The 25,587-nt window shown below is 67.7% G+C and carries 20 protein-coding genes and 1 pseudogene; 11 read left to right on the top strand and 10 right to left on the bottom strand.

Annotated elements, in window-relative coordinates; all coding sequences use genetic code 11:
• Positions 1 to 118: 118 nt before the first annotated feature.
• Positions 119 to 457, bottom strand: a complete 339-nt coding sequence (locus J2848_RS31050) for a hypothetical protein (RefSeq protein WP_149234402.1) — start codon at positions 455 to 457, stop codon at positions 119 to 121.
• Positions 458 to 728: 271 nt separating this feature from the next.
• Between J2848_RS31050 and J2848_RS31055 the strand changes: the two genes are divergently transcribed.
• Positions 729 to 1,613, top strand: coding sequence for a LysR family transcriptional regulator (locus J2848_RS31055; protein ID WP_246194292.1), 885 nt, complete (start codon positions 729 to 731; stop codon positions 1,611 to 1,613).
• 95 nt (positions 1,614 to 1,708) lie between these two features.
• Here the strand turns inward: J2848_RS31055 and J2848_RS31060 are convergent.
• The 4 genes and pseudogenes from J2848_RS31060 to J2848_RS31075 form a co-directional block, all read right to left on the bottom strand.
• A pseudogene (locus J2848_RS31060) lies at positions 1,709 to 2,045 on the bottom strand (transposase); the annotation flags it as partial.
• A gap of 191 nt (positions 2,046 to 2,236) precedes the next feature.
• Positions 2,237 to 3,289: an ABC transporter ATP-binding protein gene (locus J2848_RS31065; RefSeq protein WP_149234401.1), complete on the bottom strand. Its 1,053-nt coding sequence runs from the start codon at positions 3,287 to 3,289 to the stop codon at positions 2,237 to 2,239.
• Positions 3,282 to 4,949 carry an ABC transporter permease gene (locus tag J2848_RS31070; protein ID WP_149234400.1) on the bottom strand — a complete coding sequence of 556 codons (1,668 nt, stop codon included), beginning with the start codon at positions 4,947 to 4,949 and terminating at the stop codon, positions 3,282 to 3,284. The genes J2848_RS31065 and J2848_RS31070 overlap by 8 nt, the downstream gene beginning before the upstream one ends.
• Before the next feature lie 242 nt (positions 4,950 to 5,191).
• Complete coding sequence (locus J2848_RS31075) at positions 5,192 to 6,307, bottom strand: ABC transporter substrate-binding protein (protein WP_149234399.1); 1,116 nt, start codon at positions 6,305 to 6,307, stop codon at positions 5,192 to 5,194.
• A gap of 182 nt (positions 6,308 to 6,489) precedes the next feature.
• Here J2848_RS31075 and J2848_RS31080 point away from each other — a divergent pair, with 182 nt between their 5' ends.
• The 10 genes from J2848_RS31080 to J2848_RS31125 all read left to right on the top strand — a co-directional run bounded on the left by J2848_RS31080 (position 6,490) and on the right by J2848_RS31125 (position 17,765).
• Positions 6,490 to 7,155, top strand: coding sequence for a response regulator (locus J2848_RS31080; RefSeq protein ID WP_149234398.1), 666 nt, complete (start codon positions 6,490 to 6,492; stop codon positions 7,153 to 7,155).
• Positions 7,155 to 8,669, top strand: a complete 1,515-nt coding sequence (locus tag J2848_RS31085) for a sensor histidine kinase (protein ID WP_149234397.1) — start codon at positions 7,155 to 7,157, stop codon at positions 8,667 to 8,669. The genes J2848_RS31080 and J2848_RS31085 overlap by 1 nt, the downstream gene beginning before the upstream one ends.
• Before the next feature lie 308 nt (positions 8,670 to 8,977).
• The gene (locus J2848_RS31090; protein WP_170307224.1) at positions 8,978 to 9,124 is read left to right on the top strand and encodes a hypothetical protein; all 147 of its coding nucleotides are present in this window, start codon (positions 8,978 to 8,980) and stop codon (positions 9,122 to 9,124) included.
• Positions 9,125 to 9,494: 370 nt separating this feature from the next.
• Positions 9,495 to 9,989, top strand: a complete 495-nt coding sequence (locus J2848_RS31095; RefSeq protein WP_149234396.1) for a GFA family protein — start codon at positions 9,495 to 9,497, stop codon at positions 9,987 to 9,989.
• Positions 9,990 to 9,998: 9 nt separating this feature from the next.
• Positions 9,999 to 10,691 carry an extensin-like domain-containing protein gene (locus tag J2848_RS31100; RefSeq protein ID WP_149234395.1) on the top strand — a complete coding sequence of 231 codons (693 nt, stop codon included), beginning with the start codon at positions 9,999 to 10,001 and terminating at the stop codon, positions 10,689 to 10,691.
• A 111-nt stretch (positions 10,692 to 10,802) separates the two neighbouring features.
• Positions 10,803 to 11,294, top strand: a complete 492-nt coding sequence (locus J2848_RS31105) for a BLUF domain-containing protein (protein ID WP_149234394.1) — start codon at positions 10,803 to 10,805, stop codon at positions 11,292 to 11,294.
• Between the two features lie 131 nt (positions 11,295 to 11,425).
• Positions 11,426 to 12,877: a mechanosensitive ion channel family protein gene (locus tag J2848_RS31110; RefSeq protein ID WP_149234393.1), complete on the top strand. Its 1,452-nt coding sequence runs from the start codon at positions 11,426 to 11,428 to the stop codon at positions 12,875 to 12,877.
• A gap of 132 nt (positions 12,878 to 13,009) precedes the next feature.
• The gene (locus J2848_RS31115) at positions 13,010 to 14,785 is read left to right on the top strand and encodes an N-acetylglutaminylglutamine amidotransferase (RefSeq protein WP_149234392.1); all 1,776 of its coding nucleotides are present in this window, start codon (positions 13,010 to 13,012) and stop codon (positions 14,783 to 14,785) included.
• 112 nt (positions 14,786 to 14,897) lie between these two features.
• A complete protein-coding gene (ngg, locus tag J2848_RS31120) occupies positions 14,898 to 16,658 on the top strand; it encodes an N-acetylglutaminylglutamine synthetase (protein WP_149234391.1) in 1,761 nt (586 codons plus the stop codon).
• A gap of 48 nt (positions 16,659 to 16,706) precedes the next feature.
• Positions 16,707 to 17,765, top strand: a complete 1,059-nt coding sequence (locus J2848_RS31125; protein ID WP_211103299.1) for an osmoprotectant NAGGN system M42 family peptidase — start codon at positions 16,707 to 16,709, stop codon at positions 17,763 to 17,765.
• On the opposite strand, the gene J2848_RS31130 is transcribed toward J2848_RS31125, so the two are convergent.
• From J2848_RS31130 to J2848_RS31150, 5 genes are all read right to left on the bottom strand, one after another.
• Positions 17,762 to 19,327 (bottom strand): ATP-binding response regulator, encoded by a 1,566-nt coding sequence (locus J2848_RS31130; protein ID WP_246194291.1) that lies wholly within the window; start codon positions 19,325 to 19,327, stop codon positions 17,762 to 17,764. The two genes, J2848_RS31125 and J2848_RS31130, sit on opposite strands and share 4 nt — an antisense overlap.
• A 203-nt stretch (positions 19,328 to 19,530) precedes the next feature.
• Positions 19,531 to 20,298 carry a response regulator gene (locus J2848_RS31135; RefSeq protein WP_149234390.1) on the bottom strand — a complete coding sequence of 256 codons (768 nt, stop codon included), beginning with the start codon at positions 20,296 to 20,298 and terminating at the stop codon, positions 19,531 to 19,533.
• Positions 20,295 to 21,428, bottom strand: coding sequence for a chemotaxis-specific protein-glutamate methyltransferase CheB (gene cheB / locus J2848_RS31140; protein ID WP_246194289.1), 1,134 nt, complete (start codon positions 21,426 to 21,428; stop codon positions 20,295 to 20,297). Before cheB ends, J2848_RS31135 begins: the two co-directional genes overlap by 4 nt.
• Positions 21,425 to 23,653 (bottom strand): hybrid sensor histidine kinase/response regulator, encoded by a 2,229-nt coding sequence (locus J2848_RS31145; protein WP_149234389.1) that lies wholly within the window; start codon positions 23,651 to 23,653, stop codon positions 21,425 to 21,427. Before J2848_RS31145 ends, cheB begins: the two co-directional genes overlap by 4 nt.
• Before the next feature lie 241 nt (positions 23,654 to 23,894).
• Positions 23,895 to 25,583, bottom strand: coding sequence for a methyl-accepting chemotaxis protein (locus J2848_RS31150; RefSeq protein ID WP_149234387.1), 1,689 nt, complete (start codon positions 25,581 to 25,583; stop codon positions 23,895 to 23,897).
• Positions 25,584 to 25,587: the final 4 nt, after the last annotated feature.

Genomic DNA, 25,587 nt, shown 5'->3' on the forward strand with positions numbered 1-25,587 from the left:
GCGGCTTCCCGACCTTTCCCTGCTGTCCTCGTCCGAGAAGGACGGGTCCGATCACCACATCGCTGGCGCAGGTGGAAGCGTTGAAGCTGCGGGTGGTGGCACGGAGGTGGAAGGGGCGTCAGGTCTGCCTCGCCCCCAGGCGCATGATTATTTTCGCAGATACCAAGCTCGTCGTCTTGTGCGTCTCATTCCAGCCGTTAAAGAAGTACGGGAAACTGGAATCTGATTTCTGCTTTTCCAGGAGTGCATGGAAGGCACCCTCGGCGTGAGTTTGAGCCTCTTGTGTTATTGCGTCACAAAGTACCTGGTGCATGGCATGTTGAATTTCTTCAACGCGATCTATTCGCGCAAGCACGGATTCCCAGTGGGCATCTTCGGCTACCCAACGTCCAGGGATTTTTAGCATGGAGATGTGTTCAGGTAATGATTCGATGAATACCTCGCCCAGCTCCTGCATAGACGAGAACTCCTTAGGCATGGGGGTATAATTTTGCAAAGAGACAAAAGTCATTGATTTACCTCTTATGTCTATAGGTTGGCTGAAGCTTGGGTCATTTAAGAAGATAACTTTCGAGCCAAGGGATTCCTGAAACAGGTCTCGGTTTGCAAGTCGCGTTACGGGTTCTTGCCAAGACGTTTCTTCAGGAGTCTCCCGAGATGCCTCTGATTCTAGGATGCTTGATTGACACACTACAACTGATTTATAATGAAGTGATAACTCACTTTAAATGAGTGATTTAGAGATGGAACTATCTCAGCTGAGGATGCTTAAGACAGTTGCCGAACATGGCAGCATCGTAAGGGCAGCAGAAATATTGCATTGCGTTCCTTCTAATATCACCAACAGAATAAAACAGCTGGAGATGGACCTCGGCGTGACACTTTTCATCCGCAAAGGCCGAGGACTTGTCATCACCCCTTCAGGAGAAATACTGCTCGGATATGCGATCAAGATACTGGCGTTTTGCGAAGAAGCTCGCAGGGCGCTGGGCCCATTCTCAGAACCTTCTGGAATATTGAGAATTGGAGCCATTGAATCGGCCGCAACCGGTCGTCTGCCGACAGTGCTTTCGAAATTTCACCGTGACTATCCTAGAGTACGGATGCAATTCAATACGGGGACTTGGCAGCAACTAATAAACGATGTCGTCGAGCACAAATTGGATGGTGCTATTATTGCGACAAAAAGTGACCATCCAGATATTTTGTACGAAGATATTCACAGAGAGCCTCTGGTACTGATTGCCTCACCTTCTGCAGGAAAAATATCGGGCCCTCAGGATCTAAAAGGAAAAAACATTTACATGTGGCCACCAGGATGTCCCTATCGACAGTCACTTGAACGCTGGCTAAACGAACAGCAGGTAGCGGTCGATATCACCAGCATTGCCAGCTATGGCACTATACTTGGTTGTGTAATCTCTGGCGCAGGCGTTTCATTGGTGCCTGTTGGCGTATTCGATCAGTTCAAGTCAATTGGTGATATCAATGGGTACACATTCAACCAATTACCTCCTGTACAGAACTACTTTGTAAAGAACAGAGGAATGGATATCCATCATGCGCGGAACGCATTTGCAACATTATTACATGATGAGCTCAGGGAGATCTAAGCGCATTGCGCTCTGAAGACGGCCCTTCCTAGAGCGGATATTTGATTGGTTTGGAAGAGCCAGTTTGCGGTGTGATCTGTTGAAAAGGAGTTGTCCGCTGTCGGGCCGGCTTCCCGCCCCATGGTTTCCCGAACCATCGCCACCAGGGCGTGATTGATCGTCTCCCAGGTCCCATCGTCGCGCCAGCGGTAGAAATGGCGTTGGACCGTCGTCATCGGCGGGAAATCCTTCGGCAGTTGCCGCCACCGGCATCCGGAGGTCGCCAAAAAGAGGATGCCGTTCACGATCTCGCGCACATTGACCGTTCGCGGCTGTCCCAAGCATCGAGCCGCCGGGAGCAGAGGGTCCAGCACCGCCCACTCCGCGTCCGTCGTGTCGCTTGAATAGCGCGATCCTTCGCCGATACTGCGTTCGGGTGATTTCAGTCCACATCGTCTTGTGATTCGGCATGTTTCACAACACCGATCGAATCAAGGCACTGAAATCACTCAATTCTTCTCGGGTCAGGCGCTCAGGGATTAGGGCACCGGTCATGAACAATTGCCGTTCCCCGCCTGCGCACAAAGCTGGTTTGTGCACAAGCGGGGGACGGCAGTTCACGCAGAGGCTGGAGCAGACTCCGTTCAGAACACCCAGAGCTGTTCCGGCGGCAGGTGCAGCCAGTGGGTGCCGGCGGACAGCGGACGGCCGAAGGCGCGCAGGGTCTGGTCGCCGCAGCGGAAGACATGCTCCCAGTGGCTGCCGAGATAGACCGAGGTCTCCAGCTCCGCCGGGACGCGGTTCTCGCCTTCCCCATCCACCACCTCGACCTGTTCCAGGCGGATGACGCCGGTGGCTTCCTCGGAGACACCCTTGCCGGCGCGGTCCTTGCCCCACAGCGGGTGGCCGGACAGCTCGATGCGGGCGTAGCCGCCGCGCTTGTCCTGCACACGGCTCTTCATCAGGTTGTTGACGCCCATGAACTCCGACGCGAACAGGCTGACCGGCTCGGTGTAGAGCTGTTCCGGGGTGCCGGCCTGGACGATGCGGCCGCCGTCCAAGAGGACGATGCGGTCGGCGATCGCCATCGCCTCCACCTGGTCGTGGGTGACGAAGACGGCGGTCAGGTTCATCCGCTTGATCAGCGTGCGGATCCAGATGCGCGCCTCCTCGCGCAGCTTGGCGTCGAGGTTCGACAGCGGCTCGTCGAGCAGGATGACCGGCGGGTTGTAGACCAGCGCACGGGCCAGCGCCACGCGCTGCTGCTGGCCGCCCGACATCTGGTGCGGGTAGCGCTCGCCGAGATGACCGAGGCCGACGCCCTCCAGCACCGCGGCGACGCGCTGCTGGAGTTCGGCCTTCGGCACATTGCGCAGACGCAGGCCATAGGCGACGTTCTCGAATACCGTCTTGTGCGGCCACAGCGCGTAGGACTGGAAGACCAGACCCAGCCCGCGCTTTTCCGACGGCACGTTGAGGCCGGCGGCGGCGTCGAACACCGGCTGGTCGCCGATGGAGATGACACCCTTCTTCGGCTCCTCTAGCCCGGCAATGGAGCGCAGCAGCGTTGTCTTGCCGCTGCCCGACCGGCCGAGCAGGGCGACGATCTCGCCCTGGGCGAAGGTGGCGGTGATGCCCTTCAGGATGTCGGTGCTGCCGTAGGACAGGTGCAGGTCGTCGATGATGAGCTTAGCCATGGGAGCGTTTCCCGAAGAGCGACATCAGCAGCAGGCCGCCGCCGATCATCGCGATGTTGACGGTGGAGAGCGCGGTCACGAGGTCGACGGCACCGGTGCCCCACAGCGAGACCAGCAGCGAGCCGATCACTTCAGTGCCGGGGGCCAGCAGATAGACGCCGGTGGAGTATTCGCGCATGAAGGTGACGAAGATCAGCAGCCAGCTGGAGAACAGCCCGACCTTGATCAGCGGGATCGTCAGGTCGCGCGACACCCGGCCGGGGCTGGCGCCGACGATGCGGCCGGCCTCCTCCAGCTCGGGACCGATCTGCAGCAGGGCGCCGCTGACCAGGCGCATGCCGTAGGCGAGCCAGACCAGCGTGTAGGCGACCCAGATGGCGATCATGGTCTGGCGCAGCGGGGCGAGGAAGGGCGTGAACAGGAAGACCCAGAAGATCGCCAGACCGGCGACGAGCCCCGGCATGGCGCGCGGCAGCAGGACCAGATAGTCCATCAGCCTCGTCCAGCCCGACGGCCAGCGGTGGGCGGCGAGGTTCAGCATGGTGTAGACGCCGACCGACAGCGCCCCGCCGACCGAGGCGATCAGCAGCGTGTTGACGATGCCGCGGGTCAGGTTGGGGAATTCCATCAGCTCGCGGAAATGCGCCAGCGTCAGCACGTCGAACAGGTTGACGCCCTCGCCCCAGCTCGACACGAAGGCACGGAGCACCAGACCGCTCAGCGGGACCACCACGGTGAACAGCAGCCAGGCGGTGATCATCGCCGCCGCCGGCCAGCGCCAGACGCCGATCGACACCGGCTTCTGCGCCGCCGCCTTGCCCTTCACCGAGACGTAGCGGTTGGCGGCGCGCAGCAGGAAGCGCTGGAGGGCCACCAGCGGCAGGGCGATGCAGATGATCGCCACCACCACCACCGCCATCAGCTGGTAGGACGGCGTGCCCAGCTTGTTGGTCAGCTTGTAGAGATAGGTGGCCAGCACGAGGATGCCTTCGGGGTCGCCCAGCACCAGCGGCAGGCCGAACAGCTCGAAGCCGAGGAAGAACACCAGCACCGCGGCGTAGAGGATGTTGGGCATCACCATCGGCAGGCTGACGGTCAGCGCCGTGCGCAGCGGGCCGGCGCCGGTCATCCTTGCGGCCTCCTCGACGTCGGAGCCCAGGCTGCGCAGGGCCGACGAGGTGTAGAGGAAGACGTGCGGGACGTGGGTCAGGCCGGCGATGACGATCAGCGTCCACTTGGAATAGAGATACCAGGGGACGAAGCCGAAGGTACTCTTGAACCAGAGCGTCACGAAGCCCGCCGGGCCGAGGCTGACGACGAAGCCGAAGGCCAGCACCACCGACGACACGAACATCGGCACCAGGATCACCGGCTCGATCCAGCGGCGGCCCGGCAGGTCGGTGCGGGTCATCAGGAAGGCCAGCAGGGCGCCGACCGGCACGGCGATGGCGGTCATGCCCAGCGCAATGATCGCCGAGTTGTAGAGGGCGTCGAAGAAATCCTCGTCGTCCAGGACGAACTCGTAGGCCGACAGGGTGAAGGAGATCTTGGGCTGGAAGAACGGCCCGTCGAGGAAGCTCTGGTAGACGACCAGGCCGATCGGGGCCAGCACGGCAATCGCCATGGCGACGATCACCGCGATGCGCGTCGCGCGGTTCATGGGGGGTTCCTTTGCCGAATCTCCCTCTCCCCCGCTCTCGCGCAAACTTCGTTTGCGCTGACGCGACGGGCGGACCCTCGGTCCGCCGAAAGCGGGGAGAGGGTCGGGGGTGAGGGGGAAGCGTGGGGTGGATTTTGGGGGACCCAGGGCGTTTTCCGGCGAACTAAGCCACGCCATGGCTCCCCCTCACCCTAACCCTCTCCCCGGGGGGAGAGGGGACTAAGCGTCGGGTGGAGAGGGGCTTACTTCCCCTGCAGCGCCTTCTGCCAGTCCTTCAGGAACTTCAGGCGCTTCACCTGATCCAGGTAGGTCAGCAGTTCCGGGCCGACATGGATCGGGCGCAGCGTGCTGTCGGGCACGCCGGCAGTCGGATTGGCGCTGGCGAGGTCGGTGCGGATCGAGCCCATGTAGCGGGCCTGGATCGCCTGCTGGCCCTGCTTGGACAGCAGATAGTCGAGGAACAGCTTGGCGGCGTTCGGATGCTTGGCGCCCTTCGGGATGAAGGCGATGCGCGACATCACGATGGTGTAGTCGGACGGCAGCACGATGCCCAGCGACTCCGGATCCTTGTGCTGGCGCTCGAAGACGTAGGAGCCGATCATGTTGTAGCCGATGGTGTGCTCGCCCGAGGTCAGGCGCTCGATCATCGCGCCCGACGAGGTGTAGAGCTTCACCCCGGTCTGGCCCATCGCCTTGACCAGATCCCAGGTGTTCTTGTTCGCCTGGACATCCTGGGTGATATAGAGGAAGCCAACGCCGCTGCGCTCCGGATCGTAGGAAGTGACCTTGCCCTTGTAGGCGTCGGGCTTCTCAGCGAGAAGCTTGGCGAGGTCGGCGTGGGTCTTCGGCACGTCGGCGGCGGGCACCACGCGCTTGTTGTAGGCGAAGACGATCGGCTCGGCGGTGGTGCCGAAGGCCTCGTTCTTATAGTTGGCCCAGTCGGGAATGCTCTTCGATTCCGGCGAGGTATAGGACTGGGCGTAGCCGTCATTGACCAGCTTCATCTGCAGGTCCATCGCCGACGACCACATCAGGTCGGTGGTGCCGGTGTTGGCCGCCGCCTCGCTGATGAAGCGGTTGTACATCTCGGTGGAGTTCTGGTCGGCGTATTCCAGCTTGATCTTGGGATAGAGCGCCTCGAACCCCTTCAGCAGTTCCGACACGGCCGCCGCGTCGGTGGCGGAATAGATGCTGAGCGCGCCTTCCTGGTTCGCCGCCTCGATGATCTTGGCATAGGCGGGGTCGTAGCCGGCGGGAACCGACTGCGCCTGGGCGGTGCCGGCGGTGAAGGCGGGCACGGCGACGGTCACTGTAACGCTCAGGGCGGTCGCGACCAGAAGGGCCAGTTTGGTGCGCATCTCTTCCTCTCCTGCGGTTGGTTTCCACGGCGCCGTTGCGGGCCGGGTTGGTTGGGCTTACAAGCGGATTTGCCGTGACTATAGGCAATCAACCTGTCGCCAATCTGTCGCGTGCGAAAATTGTTGGTGGAACGGAACAGGTGCGATCGGATGATGGCCCATTCGGACGATAGGCGGCTCCCTTGCGCATCCTGATCGTGGAGGACGATGCAGCGTTGGCGCGTGGGGTGACGGGGGCGCTGAAGCTGGCCGGCTATGCCGTCGACCATGTCGCGTCGGGCGAGGAGGCGGTGCGGCTGGAGCGGGCTGAGCCCTATGGGCTGGTGGTGCTGGACCTGGGATTGCCCGACCTGTCGGGCTTCGAGGTGCTGACGCGCATCCGCCGCCGCGGCTCCACCGTGCCGGTGATGATCCTGACCGCGCGGGAGGCGGTGGCCGACCGGGTGAAGGGGCTGGATTCGGGGGCCGACGATTACCTGCTGAAGCCCTTCGACCCGGCGGAGTTCGAGGCGCGGGTGCGGGCGCTGATGCGCCGCGGCCAGGGCACGCCGGTGCCGGAGCTGGCGTGCGGTGGGCTGCGCTACGACCGCTCCACCGCGACGGTGACGCTGAACGGCCGGGTGCTGGATTTGCGCAAGCGCGAGCTGGCGGTGCTGGAGGGGCTGATCACAAGGGCCGGCAAGGTGGTGCCGAAGGACCGGCTGGCCGGCGAGGTGTTCGGCTTCGACGAGCCGGTGGCGCCGAACGCCATCGAGCTTTATGTCGCCCGGCTGCGCAAGAAGCTGGAGCCGGACGGGCCGCAGATCCGCACCATCCGCGGGCTGGGCTACCTGATGGAAGGCGCCTGATGGCGGCCTTTGCCGGCGGATTTTCGGGGGGCCGGGCGGAGCGGGTGCCGTCGCTGCGCCGACGGCTGCTGACCCGGCTGCTGGTGCCGCTGGCGGCGCTGGCGGTCGGGCTGGGCGTCGGCGGGGCGGCGCTGATCCATGGCTTCGTCCAGTCCACTCACGACCGGCTGCTCGCCGGCTCGACGCTGGCCATCGCCGAAAGGCTGGCGGTGGGCGACGGCGACGGCGAGGTGACGGTCGATCTGCCGGCCGTCGCCTTCGGCATGCTGGAGAGCCAGGCGCGCGACAACATCTATTACAACGTCGCCCATGAGGGCGGGGTGATCACCGGCTATCTCGACCTGCCGCTGCCGGACATCGCGGCAATGCCGACCAACGTCACGGTGTTCCGCGACGCCACCTATCACGGCCATCCGGTGCGGGTGGCGGCGCAGGTCCGCCGACTCTACGGCGTGCCGCATCCGGTGCTGGTCCAGGTGGCGGAGACGACCGAGGGGCGCCGCGCGCTGGAGGTCAACCTGCTGCTGTGGCTGACCCTGCTGGAGGTGGCGCTGGTCGGCGGCAGCGGGCTGCTGGTGTGGGGGGCGGTCGGGCGCGGGCTGGCGCCGCTCGGCCGGATGCGGCGGGTGATCGACAGCCGCTCGGCCCGCGGCGGGTTGTCACTGGTGCCGCTGCCGCTGGCGGTGGTGCCGGCGGAGGTGCTGCCGCTGGTGGTCGCCATCAACGGGCTGCTGGCCCGGCTGGACCAGTCCATCGGCACCATGCGCCGCTTCACCGCCGACGCCTCGCACCAGCTGCGCACGCCGCTGGCGGTGCTGCGCACCCATCTGGCCCTGCTGCGCCGCTACGGCACCGACAGCGCCGAGGGGCGGGCGGCGCTGGACGACGTGGAAGGCGCGGTGAAGCGGCTGGAGCGGCTGCTGGTCCAGCTGCTGGCGCTGGCCCGCGCCGACGAGGACGCGCCGGTGACGCCGGCAGCCCCCGAGGTGACCGACCTGATGCAGGTGGCGATGGAGGTCGCCGCCGAGCAGGTGCCGGCTGCGCTGAGCCAGGACGTCGAGGTGCGCTTCGAGGGTCCGGAGGACGGAACCGCCTTGCGGGTCGCCGGGAACCCGGTGCTGGTCGGCGAATTGCTGGGCAACCTGCTGGACAACGCCATCCGCTACAACCGGCCGGGCGGCACGGTGACGGTGCGGGTCGGAGCCGGGCCGGGAACGGGACCGGTGATGGAGGGACCGGTGATGGAGGTCGAAGACGACGGCCCCGGCATCCCCGAGGCCGAGCGCGGGCGGGTGTTCGAACGCTTCTACCGGCTGGACCGTCCGGGCGAGCCGCCGCGCACCGGCAGCGGGTTGGGGCTGGCCATCGTCCGCGCCCTGGCCGACCGGCTGGGGGCGTCGGTGCGGCTGGACGCGGGGGCCGGCGGCACGGGGCTGAAGGTGACGGTCAGCCTGCGATCGGCGGAAACCGATGCCGGTTCAGAGGGTTCGCCGGCGGGCAGCGACGCGGCGTAGGGGCGTCCCGCCTGCTCCCAAGCCGTGACATGACAATTTCGTTAACCAGAGCTGCGCGGATATGTCGCCGGCTTCCATTGCCAGTTCGCACCTGCGGGACTATCTGACCGCTCCGCACAGCCTGCGCTGGCAAGATGCTGGAAGTAAATACAGTTCGGATCACGGACGAATATTTTTCCTCATCCCGGCCCGGCTTACGGAAGAAAGAAATGGCTCCCGGCGTCTATCGTCCGGGAGACCACACAATAAGGGTCTGGCCGCCCGTGAAACCGGACGGCCGAAAGAGGTTAGGGAAAGGGTCTGTCGCTATGCTTTGCAACATCGTCACCGTCGCCTCGTTGGGCGTCCTTCTGCTGTCGGGAATCGGCTTCAGCGTCACCAAGGCACCGAAGCAGGACCGCCAGCATCAAACCGACATGCCGCGCCGCATGGCGGACGAGAACATCATGGGGTGATCCGGAGAGCGCCCACGCTCTCCGGCAGAGGGGTTTGTTTGTGACCCTTCCGCGGGTTGCGGGAGGAAGGTGAAACGACGCGGCGGATGTACCCGCCCGTCAGGCGGTCGTTCCATCGGCCGGATGGACATCGCCGATGTCCGGTTTTGCAGCGACCGTCGGGCTTGCCGGCCGTCGCGACGCTTGCGAGTGATTTCGAGGCCCGCGGGAGGGGGAGGGTAAAGGGCGATCCGAAGACCACGCGGTTCGTTCCAGTCTTGGATTCTCCCTCATCCTCCCCACCTTCGGCGGGTCCCCTCGCCCTCCCGGGGCTTTCAGCGGATCCTCGATCCGCCTTGGGAGAGGGCATCGATTCGCGGAGCCACTTGCCATGAAGCTTTCCGGTTCCTGTCGCTGCGGCGCCGTCCGCTTTACGCTGAATTCGCCGACGCCGGTGCCCTACATGCGCTGCTACTGCACCATCTGCCGCAAGAGCGCCGGCGGCGGCGGATACGCCATCAATCTGGGCGGCGATGCCGATACGCTGGAGGTCGAGGGACGCGAGGCGGTGGCGATGTGGCGGGCGCCCATCGAGGACCCCGACCATCCCGGCCGGACCCACCCCGGCCCGTCGCACCGGCATTTCTGCAAGCATTGCGGTACGGCTCTGTGGGCGGAGGATCCGGCTTGGCCGGAGTTGGTCCATCCCTTCGCCTCGGCGATCGATACGCCGCTGCCCACCCCACCGGAGCGTGTCCACATCATGCTGGACTTCAAGGCGCCGTGGGTGGAGGTGCCGGACGGGCCGAACGAGGTGCATTTCGCCCGCTATCCGGAGGAATCGCTGGAGGACTGGCACCGGCGGCACGGCCTGCTCGACCGCTAGAGTTTCGCGATGGCGAGGCTGCTGCGGTGGCTGGCGCTGGCCGGGGCCGCGGCGGGGGTGTGGGCCGGGCTGATCGCCGTGCCGCAGCACTTCGACCCGTGGGCACGGCTCGACCTGCGGGCGGAGCCGGACTGGCTGACCGGCTTCAAGCTGGCGCGGCTGACCCGTGATCCGGACCAGTGCCGGGCGGCGCTGGGCGAAACGGGCTTGCGCTTCACCCCCCTGCCCGACCGCCCGTCGGACGAGAACTGCGCGCTGCACGGCGTGGTGCGGGTGGTGCGGTCGGACGTCTCCTTCAGCAGCGGCTTCATCGCCACCTGCGGGCTGGCCGCCGCCTGGACCCTGTTCGAGGCGAACGCCCTGCAACCGGCGGCGCAGCGCCATTTCGGGCAGAAGGTGGTGCGGGTCGAGCATCTCGGCACCTATGCCTGCCGCAACGTCTATGGCCGGACGGAGGGGCGGCGCAGCGAGCATGCGACCGCCAACGCCATCGACCTCGCCGCCTTCCTGCTGGCCGACGGCACGCGGATCGGCGTGCTGAACGGCTGGGAGGCGAAGGCAGACAGGCGGATGGCGGCCTTCCTGCGGGATGTGCGCGACGGCGCCTGCCGCTTCTTCGACGTGGTGCTGGGGCCGGACTACAACGAGGCGCACCGCAACCACTTCCACCTGGACATGGGCGCCTTCCGCATATGCCGTTAGCACCCGTCCGATCGGACTATGTCCGGTGGGTGCGGCATCGCTTCGACGAAAGAAAGGGTTATCACGCTACGGCTTTGGCACCACTTTCATAATGAAAGAGGGAGGAAGCCAATGCTGACTTTGCTCTATCGCAGTGATGCAGTGTCCCTGCTGCCGTTTTCGGCACTGGCGGACATTTGTGTACGAAGCTCCGCAAACAATCGGCGCCTGGGCGTCACCGGTTTCCTTGTCGAACATGAGGGCACCTTCCTTCAGGTCCTGGAAGGGGAACCGGATGTCGTGAATAAATTATTCGACCGTATTTCCCATGACGAGCGCCATTGCAACATGGCGGTGCTGGGCCGATGGGAACGTCCGGGACGGTCCTTCGGTTTCTGGGCGATGAATTTCGGCCCGCTGGACGACCCGTCCTTCTGGCAGGGGGAGTTCGCGGATTTGCGGGACGGTGCGGCGTTCCGGCGCAAGAGCGGCGATGCCGAAACCGCACTGGCGGTGTTGTGCCGCGCCTATGTCTTCGCCGGCACGGTCGCCGGGACCGACCCGGTGATCCGCGGATTCGTCCTGGGCTATCCGCCGGCGACGACACAACCAGCGAGCCTCTGAAGAGGCAAGCCCCTGATGTGATTGGGTGGTTTCAATTGACTGCTTGACGGGATGGCGCTTGCTCGTGCCATCGTCGCCCTCGCCCGGTCCCCCATGTCCCCCATGTCCGGCCGCCGAGGAGACCCCCGTCGATGACCGCCTTGCGGCGTTTGTCCGCCCCTGCCCTGGTCCTGGCCCTTCTGGCGGCGCTGGTCGCCGCGAAGCCCTGGCTGCACGGCCATCTGGAGCCGCTTGTCGGCCCGGTGCTGAGCGGCGGCTTCGACATCGCCGCCGCGTCGGCGGCCTGGCTGGTCGCCGCCTGGGGCGGGGCGCGGCTGGTCGACCTGCTGGCGGCCGGTAACGGCGGCCTCAACCCTGACGGCACGCCGCGGCCGCCGCGCATCCCGCGGCTGCTGGCCGACCTGCTGCGCTTCTTCGTCTATGGCGTCGCCCTGCTGGCGATCCTGGCCTTCGTGCTGGAACAGCCGGTGACGGGGCTGCTGGCGACCTCCGGTGTCGCCATCGCCGTGCTGGGCTTCGCGCTGCGCAACATGATCGCCGACATCTTCGCCGGCATCGCGCTGAACATCGAACATCCCTACCGGCTGGGCGACTGGCTGGAGCTGTCGCCCGGCGTGGCCGGGCGGGTGGACGAGATCAACTGGCGGGCCACCCGGCTGATCGCCAGCGACGGCACCGCCATCGTCGTGCCGAACGGCATCGTCGCCGGCAGCCGCTTCGTCAATTACAGCCGCCCCAACCCGTCCTTCCGCGCCACCGTGCCGATCCTGCTGGACCAGGAGGTGCCGGTGGAACGGGCCAAGCGCATCCTGCTGTCGGCCATGCTGTGCGCGGACGGCGTGCTGCCCACCCCGCGGCCCGACGTGCTCGTCGACGCGGTGACGCCCAACGGCATTTCCTATACGGCGCGCTTCTGGGCCGACGACGGCGCCCGGCTGTCCCAGGTGCGCGACGCCGTGCTGACCGCGGTGCTGGGCAACCTCGCCCGCGCCGGGATCGAACCGGCCCGTCCCAAGCAGGAATTCCACCGGCGCCAGCCGGCCTTGCCCGATACCGATACGCTGCGCCGCGGCCTGCTGCGCCAGACCGACCTGTTCGACGCCTTCGACGACGACGAGGTGGACGCGCTGGCCCTGGCGATGCGGCAGATCCATGTGCCGGCCGGCTCCGCCGCCGTCCGCCAGGGCGAGGCCGGAGAGTCGCTGTTCGTCATCGCCGAGGGCGTGTTCGACGTGCAGATCGCCGCCCCGGCCGAGGCCGGGGATGGACAGCGTCTGGGCCTGCTGCATCTGACCCGGCTGCGGCCGGGCGACCTGTTCGGCGAGATGTCGCTGCTGACCGGGCAGCCGCGCAGCGCGTCGGTCGTCGCCTGCACCGACGCCGTGGTGTTCGAACTGGCCCGCAACCACCTGGATCCAGTGCTGCGCCGCCGGCCGGAACTGGCGGAGCGGCTGGCGGAACTGATGGCCGAGCGCCAGAGCCGGAACACCGCCGAAACCACCCGGCAGCAGGGCGCCGCCCTGCCGCCGCCGGTGGAACCGCAGGCGCTGCTGACCCGGCTGCGGGGGTTCTTCGGGCTCTGAGGAGAGCCCTGCACAGGGAACCTTGAGCCCTGCCAAGCGTTGGTCCACGCGGGTAGTGGTGGTGCAGTTTGGCCCTTTTTGCGGGTCGAGCGCGCTCCTTCGTCCTGAACCAACGAGGAGGCTCGACAGCCGATGTGCGGAGTGAGTGGTGAGATTCGTTTCAGATCCGGCGAGGCGGCGAGCACGGCCGCCGTCCAGGCCATGTGCGACACTCTCGCGCCGCGCGGGCCGGACGGGCACGGCCTGTTCGCCCATGGGCGCGTCGCCTTCGGCCATCGCCGGCTGAAGATCATCGACCTCAGCGAGGCGTCGCAGCAGCCGATGCTGGATTCCGCGCTGGGCCTCGCCATCGTCTTCAACGGCTGCATCTACAACCACCGGGAACTGCGCGAGGAGCTTATCGGGCTCGGCTACCGGTTCTTCTCCGACGGCGACACCGAGGTCCTGATCAAGGCCTATCACGCCTGGGGTCCGGACTTCGTCAAGCGCATGAACGGCATGTTCGCCTTCGCCATCCACGAGCGCGACAGCGGCCGGGTCGTGCTGGGCCGCGACCGGCTGGGCATCAAGCCGCTGTATCTGGCCGACATCCCGGGCGGCCTGCGCTTCGCCTCGTCCCTGCCGGCATTGGTCGCGTCAGGCGGGATCGACACCGATGTCGATCCGGTGGCCCTGCACCATTACATGAGCTTCCACGCCGTCGTCCCGGCGCCCTATACGATTTTGAAGGGCGTGCGGAAGCTGCCGCCCGCCACAGTGCTGGTGGTGGAGCCGGACGGGACACGGCGCGAGCACACATACTGGTCGCTGAGCTTCGGGCCGCAGGCCGGCGACGAGGGGCGTGACTTCGGCGACTGGCGCGAGCTGGTGCTGGAGACGCTGACCCGCGCGGTGCGCCGCCGGCTGGTCGCCGACGTACCGGTGGGCGTGCTGCTGTCGGGCGGGCTGGACAGCTCCCTCATCACCGCGCTGCTGGCCGAGAACGGGCAGAGCGGACTGAAGACCTTCTCCATCGGCTTCGAGACGGTGGGGGACGAGCGCGGCGACGAGTTCCAGTATTCCGACATCGTCGCCAGGCATTTCGGCACCGACCACCACCGCATCTTCGTCGACTCCGCCCGCGCCCTGCCGGAACTGACCGACTGCGTCCGCGCCATGTCGGAGCCGATGGTCAGCCACGACAACATCGGCTTCTTCCTGCTGTCGCAGGAGGTGGCGAAGCAGGTGAAGGTGGTGCAGTCGGGCCAGGGCGCCGACGAGGTGTTCGGCGGCTATCACTGGTATCCGCCGCTGCTGGAGAGCCGTGACGCCGTCGGCGATTACGCCCGCGTCTTCTTCGACCGCGACCATGCCGAAATGGCCGAAGCGCTCGACCCGAGATTCGTCAGCGAGGACCATTCCCGCCGCTGGCTGGAACGGCAGTTCGCCCTGCCGGGCGTGGAACGGCCGGTGGACAAGGCCCTGCGGCTCGACACCACGGTGATGCTGGTCGACGATCCGGTGAAGCGGGTCGACAACATGACCATGGCCGCCGGACTGGAAGCGCGCGTGCCTTTCCTCGATTACGAGCTGGTGGAACTGGCCGCCCGCATCCCGGCGGAGATGAAGCTGCCGGACGGCGGCAAATATGTGCTGAAGGAAGCGGCACGGCGGGTGGTTCCGGCGGCGGTGATCGACCGGCCGAAGGGCTATTTCCCGGTGCCGGCGCTGAAATATCTGCGCGGCCCCTTCCTGGAACGGGTGCGCGACGTGCTGAACGCCCCGGCGGCGCGCGAGCGCAGCCTGTTCCGGCGCGAGTATCTCGACCGGCTGCTGGCCGATCCGGAACGCCACATCACGCCGCTGCGCGGGTCGAAGCTGTGGCAGGTGGCTCTGCTGGAATTCTGGTTCCAGGAGCAGGGCCTGTAAGCAGGCACCTCAAAACGACAGACGCTCCGCCGGGGCATTCGGGCGCGGGACCGATCCGTGTCCCCGAATGTTGCCGATGCATGGAGCCGCATCCGACGACCAGGGGAATCCCATGAGCTACGCCCGCGTGAAACCGCACCGGCTGGAACGCGCCGCCAGCGCCACCCTGCGCCACACCCGCCGCTACGCCGGCCGTCCGCCGGCGGGAGAGAATGACGCCGACGCACCGCGCGCCGACGTGGTGGTGGATTGCGGCTGGGGCCGGCTGATCTTCGCCCACACCTTCGACGATCTCGACCGCATGATCGAGACTCTGCGGCAGGAGGCGCCCGGCACCCGCGACATCGTCTTCTATCTCCAGGACCCGCATGTCGCCCTGTCGCGCGCGCCGCAGGAGCTGTTCCTCGACCCGTCCCACACCTTCCGCCTGTGGCTGACCGACTACCGGGCGTCGCGGCGCCGGCCGAAGGGCTACAGCGTCCGCCGGCTGCGCACGCGCGAGGATGCCGAGGGGGTGCAGCGCATCTATGCCCGACGGCGGATGGTGCCGGTCTCCGCCTCCTTCCTGGTGGCGGCGCGCAACAGCCGGGTGCTGACCCATTTCGTCGCCTGCGACAATGCCACCGGCGAGGTGATCGGGGCGGTGACGGCGGTGGACCATGCCCATGCCTTCGGCGATCCGGAGAATGGCAGCTCGCTTTGGTGCCTGGCGGTCGATCCGCAGGCATCCTTTCCGGGGATCGGCGAGACGCTGGTCCGTACCGTGGCCGAGCATGTCCAGGCGCGCGGCCGTGCCTTCCTCGACCTGTCGGTGCTGCACGACAACGAGACCGCGATCGGGCTTTACGAGAAGCTGAATTTCCGCCGCATCCCCGCCTTCGCGCTGAAGACAAAAAACCCGATCAACGAACGGCTGTTCACCGGCCCGCAACCGGGCGAGCAGTTGAACCCCTATGCCACTATCATCGTCAACGAGGCGCGGCGGCGCGGCATCGGCGTCGATGTGCTGGACGCCGAGGCCGGCTATTTCTCCCTGACCTGGGGCGGGCGCAGCGTCGTGTGCCGGGAATCGCTGAGCGAACTGACCAGCGCCGTCGCGATGAGCCGCTGCGACGACAAGGCGGTGACCCGCCGCGTGCTGGAGCGGGCCAGCCTGAAGGTTCCGGCCCAGGCGGTGGCGGGGGAGCCGGAGGAGAATGCCGCCTTCCTGGCGACGCATGGCCGCATCGTGGTGAAGCCGGCGCGCGGCGAGCAGGGGCGCGGGATCACCGTGGACGTGCGGGACGCCGAGACGATGGAGCGTGCCATCGCGGCAGCCCGCCAGCATTGCGACACGGTGCTGCTGGAGCAGTTCTGCGAAGGACAGGATCTGCGCATCATCGTCATCGACAAGAAGGTGGTGGCCGCCGCGGTGCGCCGGCCGGCCGAGGTCACCGGTGACGGCAGCCACACGGTGCGCGAACTGATCGAGGCGCAGAGCCGCCGCCGCGCCGCCGCCACCGGCGGGGAAAGCCACATCCCGCTGGACGCCGAGACCGACCGCTGCCTCGCCGCCGCCGGCAGGACGCTGGACGACGTGCTGGCGGCGGGCGAGGTGCTGCCGGTGCGCAAGACGGCGAACCTGCACACCGGCGGGACGATCCACGATGTGACCGACAGCCTGCACCCGGAACTGGTGGAGGTGGCGACGGTCGCCGCCCGTGCCCTGGACATTCCGGTGGTCGGCTTCGACCTGCTGGTCGAGGCGCCCGACCGGCCGGGCTACGTCTTCATCGAAGCGAACGAGCGGCCGGGCCTCGCCAACCACGAACCGCAGCCGACGGCGGAACGTTTCGTCGATCTGCTGTTTCCGCAGACGCGGGGGGTGCCGTGAGGCGGGCACCCGCCACGCCACCCTCCCCAGCAGGAGGAAAATCAAACCATGGCCGTGCCGCTGCCCATCGACATGGGCTATGTCACCGACATCCTCTACCGGCTGCTGACCACCCCGAGCCCGACCGGCTATACCGCCGACGTGGTGCGGCTGTGCTGTGCCGAGCTGGAGCGGATGGGCATCCCCTATGAGCTGACGCGGCGCGGCGCCATCCGCGCCGACCTGAAGGGGGTGCGGGCCAGTCCCGACCGGGCGCTGGTCGCCCATGTCGACACGCTGGGCGCCCAGGTGAAGATGCTGAAGGACAATGGCCGGATGGAGCTGGTGCCGATCGGCCACTGGTCGTCGCGTTTCGCCGAGGGCGCGCGCTGCACCGTGCTGACCGACCGCGGCCCCTGGCGCGGCACCATCCTGCCGCTCAAGGCGTCGGGCCACACCTTCAACAAGGAGGTCGACAGCCAGCCGGTCACCTGGCAGCAGGTGGAACTGCGCGTCGACGCCCCGGTCGCCAACCGGCGGGACCTGGAGGAACGCGGCTTCAACATCGGTGACATCGTCGCCATCGACCCGCAGCCGGAATTCCTGGAAAACGGCTTCATCGTCTCCCGCCATCTCGACGACAAGGCCGGGGTGGCGGTGATGCTGGGCGCGGCGAAGGCGGTGGTCGATGCCGGGGCCGCCCTGCCGGTGGACTGCCACCTGCTGTTCACGATCTCCGAGGAGGTCGGGTCCGGCGCGTCATCCATCCTGCATCAGGACGTGGCGGAGATGGTGACCATCGACAACGGCACCACCGCCCCCGGCCAGAACAGCAGCGAATACGGCGTCACCATCGCCATGGCCGACAGCACCGGCCCCTTCGACATGGCGCTGACCCATTCGCTGATCGCGCTGTGCCAGGCACAGAATATCCCGCACCAGCGCGACGTCTTCCGCTATTACCGCTGCGATAGCGCGTCGGCCATCGAGGCCGGCAACGACATCCGCACGGCGCTGGTCTGCTTCGGCATCGACGCCTCGCACGGCTACGAACGCATCCATGCCGACGCGCTGGAAAGCCTCGTGCGGCTGCTGGTGCTGTATCTGCAGAGCCCGCCGCGGGATTAACGGCCCGCCGTTCCGCCCCGCCGCACCTCTTCCAGAACCCGGCGCAACTCGCCGGGGTGGAGCGGCTTGTGCAGGAAGGCGCAGCCGCGGCGCTGGCCTTCCAAGAGGGATTCCGGCGCGGTCTCGCCGGTCAGGACCACCGCCGGGATATCGGTCTTGAACAGCTTGCGCACGCGGTCGATCACGTCGAAGCCGGAGACCTTCCCCGGCAGGCGCAGGTCGGTCAGGATGGCGTCGGGCGGTCCTTCCAAGCCATCCACCGCGGCGAACACCTCGCGCATGTTGGAGGCCGAGACGAAGGCGCAGCCCCAGCTTTCCAGGGTCAGCAGCAGGCCGGACAGCACCATGCTGTCGTCGTCCACCACCAGGATGCGCATGCCGTCCAGCGGCAGGCTGGCAGCGCCATGGCCGACCGGCGCCACGGCAGCCGGGGTGTCGGCGGGCGCTGCCTCCCCCTCCAGCCGGCCGACGGTGACGGCAAAGACCGAACCGCGGCCGGAGCGCGACTGTACGTCGACCGGGGCATGCAGCAGGACCGACAGGCGCCGCACGATGGCGAGGCCGAGGCCGAGGCCGCGCGTGGGGTCGCGGGCCGGGTTGGTCAGCTGGTGGAACTCGTCGAAGATGACGTCCAGCTTGTCCTGGGGAATGCCGAAACCGGTGTCCCACACCTCGATCCGCCACTGGCCGTCACGCTTGCGCAGGCCCAGCAGGATGCCGCCGCGCTGGGTGTAGCGGATGGCGTTGGCCAGCAGGTTGCGGATGATGCGGCCGAGCAGGACCGGATCGCTGCGGGTTACCGCCCGGCAGGGCAGATGGACGCGCAGGCGCAGGCCCTTCTCCTCCGCCTGCGGACGGAATTCGTCGGCCAGCGATTGCAGCAGCGTGTCGAGCGACACCGCCTGCATGTCGGCCTCCACCGTGCCGGCATCCAGGGTGGAGATGTCGAGCAGGGCGTTCAGCAGCTGCTCGCCCGCCGTCATCGCGTTGGCCAGCATGCCGGCGGTGCGGGTCGCCCGGGCATTGCCCTCCACCTGGTTGGTCAGCGCGTCAAGGAACAGACGCATCGCCTGGAAGGGCTGGCGCAGATCGTGGCTGGCCGAGGCGAGGAAGCGGGACCGTGCCGCGGTTGTGCGCGCCACCTCCGCCCGCATGGTTTCCGCCAGCCGGGCGATGGCACCGTCCAGCGTCGCCGTCGCCAGCACCCCGATCACCCGGCCGTCGACCAGCAGCGGGACGGCGCGCAGGCTCAGCGGCGGATCGGTCGGCAGATGAATCGTCACACCGTCGGCCGGCGCGGCCGGGCCCTCTGCAGTTCCCGTCCCGTAGAGCGGGCGCAGCGCCTCGACCACCGCGGGCCAGCCGCCGGGCAGCAGGGTCGGACCGCTCTCGTCGCGGGTGGCGGCGCGGGGATGGTTCAGCAGGGTGGCAAGGGCCTCGTTGCAGCGGACGGCGGCCATCTCCGGACCGCCGACCACCAGCATGGTCGGCACCGTTCCGGCCGCGCAGACGCGCCGCGCATTCTCGAGGCACTCGCGATAGCGCAGATCGGTCGGGGACATGGGGGTGGCCGAAGATCGGGGCATCGCGTCGGGGTCTCTTACGTCGGTGTCTCTGGAGATCGGAGGCTCGTGGATGGGCTGGAGGCTGATCGCCAACGGAATCGGCACCGGCACCGGTCGGACCATCGGACAGTTTCGAAAAGCCCGCCGAGAATAAACGGACAAGACGGCTTCCGAAATCGCACGATGGCTCTACTCCCCTCCTATGCGGAAGGTGCAGGACGCGGCGACCGGATCAGATGATCCTCCACGAAGTATTTGCGGCGCAGAAGCGCCATCAATCTGATCTTCAGGACATCCATCGTCTGTCCCTTTCCAACGAAATCGTCGGCCCCCGCGGTCAGGCTTATCATCAGCTGCTCCTCGTCATCCTGGCTGGTCAGGATGACGATTTGGAAGAACAGGCCGCGCTGGCGCCGGAACCGGTCGAATCTTTCGCAAAGCTGGGTGCCGCTGGTGCCCGGCATCACGAGGTCGAGGATGACGCAGTCCAGCTCGCCGCCGGCCAGCGCCGCCACCGCCTCGTCGGCGTTGCGGGCGGCGGTGACGGTGCAGCCCTCCTGCTCCAGCTCGGCGCGCAGGAACTCGCGGTAGGTCGCGCTGTCGTCGACGATCAGGATGCGGGCGCGGCGGAAGATCTCCGCCGTCGTCGGCGGGGCGCTGCGCCGCTCCATCAGCGCGCAGGCGGACTCCACCACCGCCTTGGGGTCGGAGGGGTCGTGCTCCCCGGCGCCGCGGCCCAGCACGATGACGGCGGCGTCGCTGCGGGCGCGCAGTTCCGCCAGGCCGGCGGGGCCGGCAAGCTCGCCCTCGACGATCAGCAGATCCCGGGGGGTTGCGGCGATCTCGGCCAGGGCGGGCTCGACGCCTTCGACGCAGACGGTCTCCACGCCGCGCTCCTCCAGCAGAAGCTTCAGCAGAAGGCCCTGCGTCTGGGAACCCATGACAACCAGGGTGCGGTGTCCGTTCATGACGCCATCTTATCGTCGGAGGTCAGTTGCAGCAGCCGTCCGGCCACCCGGTCGAGCGGCAGTTCCTCCACCGCACCGCCCAGCCGCACCGCAGTGCCGGGCATGCTGTGGATCACCGCCGTGGAGGCGTGTTCGGCGATGGTGTAGGCGCCGGCCCGGTGCATCTCCACCAGCCCCCTGGCACCGTCCTCGCCCATGCCGGTCAGCAGCACGCCGATGCCGGACGCGCCATAGGCGCGCGCCATCGACTGGAACAGCACCTCGCCCGAGGGGCGCTGGCCGCACACCAGCGGGTCGGCCGACAGGCGCAGCGTGGCGCCGTCCGCCAGCAGGTGCCGATCACCCGGCGCGACATAGACCATGCCGGGCCGCGGCGTCAGCCCCGCCTCCGCCAGCCGCACCGGCAGGGCGGAGACGGTGCCGAGCCAGCTGGCGAAGCCGGCCATGAAGGGGGCACCCATATGCTGGACCACGAAGACCGGCAGCGGGAAGTCGGCCGGCATGTCCTTCAGAATCTTCGCCAGCGCTGCCGGCCCGCCGGTGGAGGCGACGAGCCCGACCGCACGGAAGCGCCGGACCCGGCCGTCGGCCGCCACCGCCTCGGCCGGCAGCCGGCCGTCCTGGGCCGGCGTTTCGCCCCCGCCGCCCGCCGCCGGCTTGGCACCGCGGGCGGAGATGCGGTGGCGGATCACCTTCACCTGGCTCATGATGACCAGCTGAGTGCAGAGATGGTGCGCCACCGTCTGGTAGTCGGCCCGCGCCATGCTGCCCGGCTTCTCCACCACCGCCAGCGCGCCGGCCTGCAAGGCCCGCATCGGGATGTCGAGGTCGCGCACGTCCGACGCCACCACCACGATCGGCAGCGGGTTCTGCCGCATGATGCGGCTGGTCACCTCGAAGCCGTCGATGCCCGGCAGGCGGATGTCGAGCGACACCACGTCGGGAGCCATGCGCTCGATCATGCGCAGGGCCTGCTCGCCGGTGGAGGCGATGCCCGCCACCTCCAGCCGCGGGTCGGCGCTGATGACGTGGCTCAGCAGTTGCTGGATGACGGGGCTGTCCTCGACCACCAGCACGCGGATGCGACGGGTTCCGGTGGTGGGGATGCCGCTGTTCGCCGCTCCGCTCACAGCAGCCGCCGGATGCCGGCCAGAAGCTCGTTCTGGTCGAAGCGCGTCTTGACGATGTAGGCGTCGGCGCCCAGGCGCAGGCCGCGTTCGCGGTCCTCGTCGCTGGCGCGCGAGGTGACGAGGATCACCGGGATCTCGGCCAGCCGCTTGTCCGCCTTCACCGCCTGCAACAGGGCGAAGCCGTCCATCCGGGGCATCTCGACGTCGCTGATGATCAGGCCAACCTCCATCCCTTCCGACAGGCGCTCCAGCGCCTCGCGTCCGTCGACGCAGAGCGTCACCCGATAACCATGGGCTTCGAGGATGCTCTTTTCCAGCGTGCGGGTGGTGATGCTGTCATCGACGACCAGGATATGCGCCCGGGCAGGGGTAACCTCTTCCGCCGGGCGTGCCGGGGCCGGCAGGGTGCTGCCGGGCAGCGGCATCAGGCCGGGAATGTTCAGCACCAGCGCCGGACCGCCATCGTCCATCAGCACGGTGCCGAGATAGCGGCCGGCATCGAGCCCGGTCTCCTCCGCCGCCGTCACCACCGTCTCGCGCGTGGCGACGAAGCGGTCGACGGCCAGCGCCAGCCGCCGGTCCGCCGCCCGCACCACGACCAGCGACAGCCCGCGCTCGGCGGACGGCACCACCGGCGCCTCCATGCCCAGCAGGGCGGCCAGCGAGGTGACGGGGACCTCCTCCTCCGCGATGCGGAGCATCGGCGTGCCGACGCCGGAGAACAGCGTCTCCGCACTGGCGGTGCGCAGCCGGACCACGTCGGCGGACGGGATCGCCAGGGTCTGGTCCTGCACGGCGACGAAGACCAGCCGCTGGCTGAGCAGGCTGAGCGGCACCTCGATGGTGACGGCGGTGCCGCCGCCGGGGCGGTCGGCGATGGTCAGGTTGCCCTGCAGCCGCTCCACCTCCCGCCGGGCGATGGCGAGGCCCATGCCGCGCCCGGCCAGCTCGGTGGTGTGGGAGGCGGTGGAGAAGCCGGGGTGGAACAGGAACTCGGTCAGCCGTTCCAGCGGCATCTCGTCGGCCGAGGACAGCTCGTCGGCATCGATCAGGCCGCGCTCGGCCGCCTTGCGCAGGATGGCCGGGCGGTCCAGCCCGCGGCCGTCATCCTCGATGCGCAGGCGCAGGCGCGCGCCCTCCACCGAGGCGGCGATGGTGACGCGCGCCGCCGGCCGCTTGCCCAGCGCCAGCCGCTCCGCCGGCGTTTCGATGCCGTGGCTGATGGCGTTGCGGGCGATGTGCAGGATCGGGTCCTTCAGCCGTTGCAGGACGGTGCGGTCGGCCTCCACCTCCAGCCCGCGGACGTCGACCTCGACCTCCTTGCCCTCGGCCCGGCTGATGTCGCGGACCATGCGGCCGAGGCCGCTCAGCTGGTTTTCCGCCGGCAGCATGCGCAGGCGCCGCATGTCCTGCTGGAAACCGCCGCCCCAGCGCCGCATCGACCACAACAGCCGGTCGTGGCTGCGGTGCGCGCCGTCAAGCGCGCCGCCGAGCGCGCGGAAGCGGCGCTCGAACGCCATCAGGGCGGGCAGCGCACCGCGGCCGTCCAGCGCGTTGGCCCCCTTCCCTCCCAAGGCACCGCGACCGATCTGCACCCGCAGATGCCGCCATGCCCGGTCCAGCGCCCGCCATTCCTGACGCATCGCGCGAAGTTGCTCGCCGAGACCGGCCTGCGCCTCCACCTCCGGCAGCAGGGCCGAAGCGGTCTCCGACAGGCGCTCCAGCCCTTGTGCGGCGATGCGGACCAGGGCGGCGGTGTCGGCCTCGGTGGCGCGGTCACGCGGGCGCGCCGGGCGACGCTCCGGGTTGCGGACCGGGACTGTCGGGGCGGGGGCCGGGCTGCCGTTGCGGTCGCCGGCCAGCGCATCGAGGTCGGCAAGCACACCGGCCGTCTCCACCTCGCCACCGCCCTGGAGCGACCAGGCGACCAGATCCTCGATGGCGTCGAGCGAACGGCGGACCACGCCGACGGTGGCGGGGTCGAGCGCGATCTCGCCCTTCTGCACGGCGATGAAGGCGGCCTCCAGCCGGTGGGAGATCGCCTCCACCTCCGGCAGGTCGACGGCGCGGGCGGCGCCCTTCAGGCTGTGGGCACGCCGGTGGATGTCGACGAGGTCCGGCGGGGCACCCGTCGCCTCCGCCTCGCGAAGCATGTTGCGGATCGCGGAAAGATGGTCCTTGTGCTCCAGATCGAAGGCGGCGAGCAGGCGCTGGCGGATGTCCATCAGGGGCTCCGCGAGCGGATGGAGTTGGACGCGGAGAGGCTAGGTCCCCTCTCCCCCCCGGGGAGAGGGTTAGGGTGAGGGGGATGCGTGGCAGGAATTTTGGGAAAGGCACGCGGTGCATCCCCCTCACCCCGACCCTCTCCCCGCCTTTCGGCGAAGCTTCGCTTCGCCTGTCGGCAACGCGAGCTTTGCTCGCGTTGGGGGGGAGAGGGGGAAAAGCGCTGGTTTCGGAGGCGCATCGTCACACCTGATAATTCCGCACCGCCTCGACCAGACCCTGGCCGAGGTTGTTCAGGTTGGCGGCGGCACCCTCCAGCTGGCGGGTGCCGGCGGCGGTCTGGCTGCTGGCTTCGCGGATGTTCTGAAGCGCCTGGATCACCTGCTCCAGACCGATCTGCTGCTGGTTGGTGCCGGCGACGATCTGCTGGAAGGCCAGCACGCTCTCCTGGATGTTCTCGGCCATGGTGCGGATGGTCGACTGGGTGGCGTCGGTCTGGCGCTTGCCGGCGGCGACGCGCTTCACCGCCTCCTCCGTCAGCATGACCGACGCGTTGATGCCGTGCTGGATCTCCGACAGGTTGGAACGGACCTGGGCGGTCGCCTCCTTCGACTGGTCGGCGAGGCTCTTGATCTCGCCGGCGACGATGGAGAAGGTGCGGCCATGCTCGCCGGCCGCCGCCGCCTCGATGGCGGCGTTCAGCGCCAGCAGGTGGCAGCGCTCGGCGATGTCGTTCACCGTCACGATGATCTCGCCGATCGCCTGGGTGCGCTCGGACAGCATGACGATGTTCTCGGCCACCGCCTCCGCCTGTTCACGGATGGCGTCCATCGCCTGGATGGTGTCGTCCACCGCCTTCATGCCGGAATGGCTGGAGGCCGCCACCGTCTGGGCGCCATGGGCGACGTCCTGGGCGCGGCGGTTGATCTGGGCGCCGGATTCGGTGATCTCCGACAGGGTGGCCGTGGTCTGCTCCACCGCCGCCAGCTGTTCGGCGACGCTGGCCGACTGCTGCTGGGTGGAGGCGCGGATCTGGGCGGTGGCGGCATGGACGCTCTCGGCCGTCTCCCGCGTGGTGCGGGCCATCGACTTCAGCCGGCCGGCCATCTCGTTCAGATGCTGGCCCAGGATGGCGAGTTCATCCTTGCCGGCGATCATGATCTCCTGCGTCAGGTCGCCGTGGCCGATCCTGGTGACGAAGTCGATGGCACGGCCGAGGCGGCGGGTGATGGAGCTGCCGATCAGATAGGCGACCGCCACCGCGATCAGGAAGACGACGACCAGCGCGATGACCGAGGACTGGATGGCGGAGTTGTAGATTGCCCGGATGTCGTCGCGGCCGGCGGCGGTCAGATGGTCGATGGCGGTCTGGGCGGCGTCGATGCGCTGCTCCATCACCTTGCGCAGCTCGTCCACCCGCTGGCGGCGTTGCAGCGCGTCGGCGATCTGGTTGCGCTCCAGCAGGGTGTAGATGGTCCGCGCCTCGTCCCCCACCGCACCGATGGCGCGGTTCATCTCGTTCACCGAGGTGTCCAGCTCCACCCAGCCCTTGCGGCGGTTGTCGGTCACGCTGCTGGCGGACCGATCCGCCACCATCGCGCGCAGCCGGCCCAGCGTGTCGCGCAGCTTCATCCCAACCTCGTCGTAATGACGATGCACCGGCAGCAGCAGGTTCGGGATGTCGGCGACACGTCCTTCGGCATTGGCAATGGCCACCGCGTTCAGCGCCGTCTCGCGCGTGCTGCGCAGCTCCGCCTGAAGGTTGCCGACTTCGGTCACCATGTCGGCGGCCTCGGTGTCGTAGGTCGAGACTGCCATGATGACCGACAGCGCGTCGGAAAAGCGCGACATCTGGTAGAGCGCCAGCAGGGCGGTCAGGACGCAGACCACGCCGAATCCCAGGACCAGCTTGTGGGCGACTTTCATGTTCATTCCT

The sequence above is a fragment of the Azospirillum lipoferum genome, assembly GCF_024170005.1.
Classification (GTDB): Bacteria; Pseudomonadota; Alphaproteobacteria; order Azospirillales; family Azospirillaceae; genus Azospirillum; species Azospirillum lipoferum.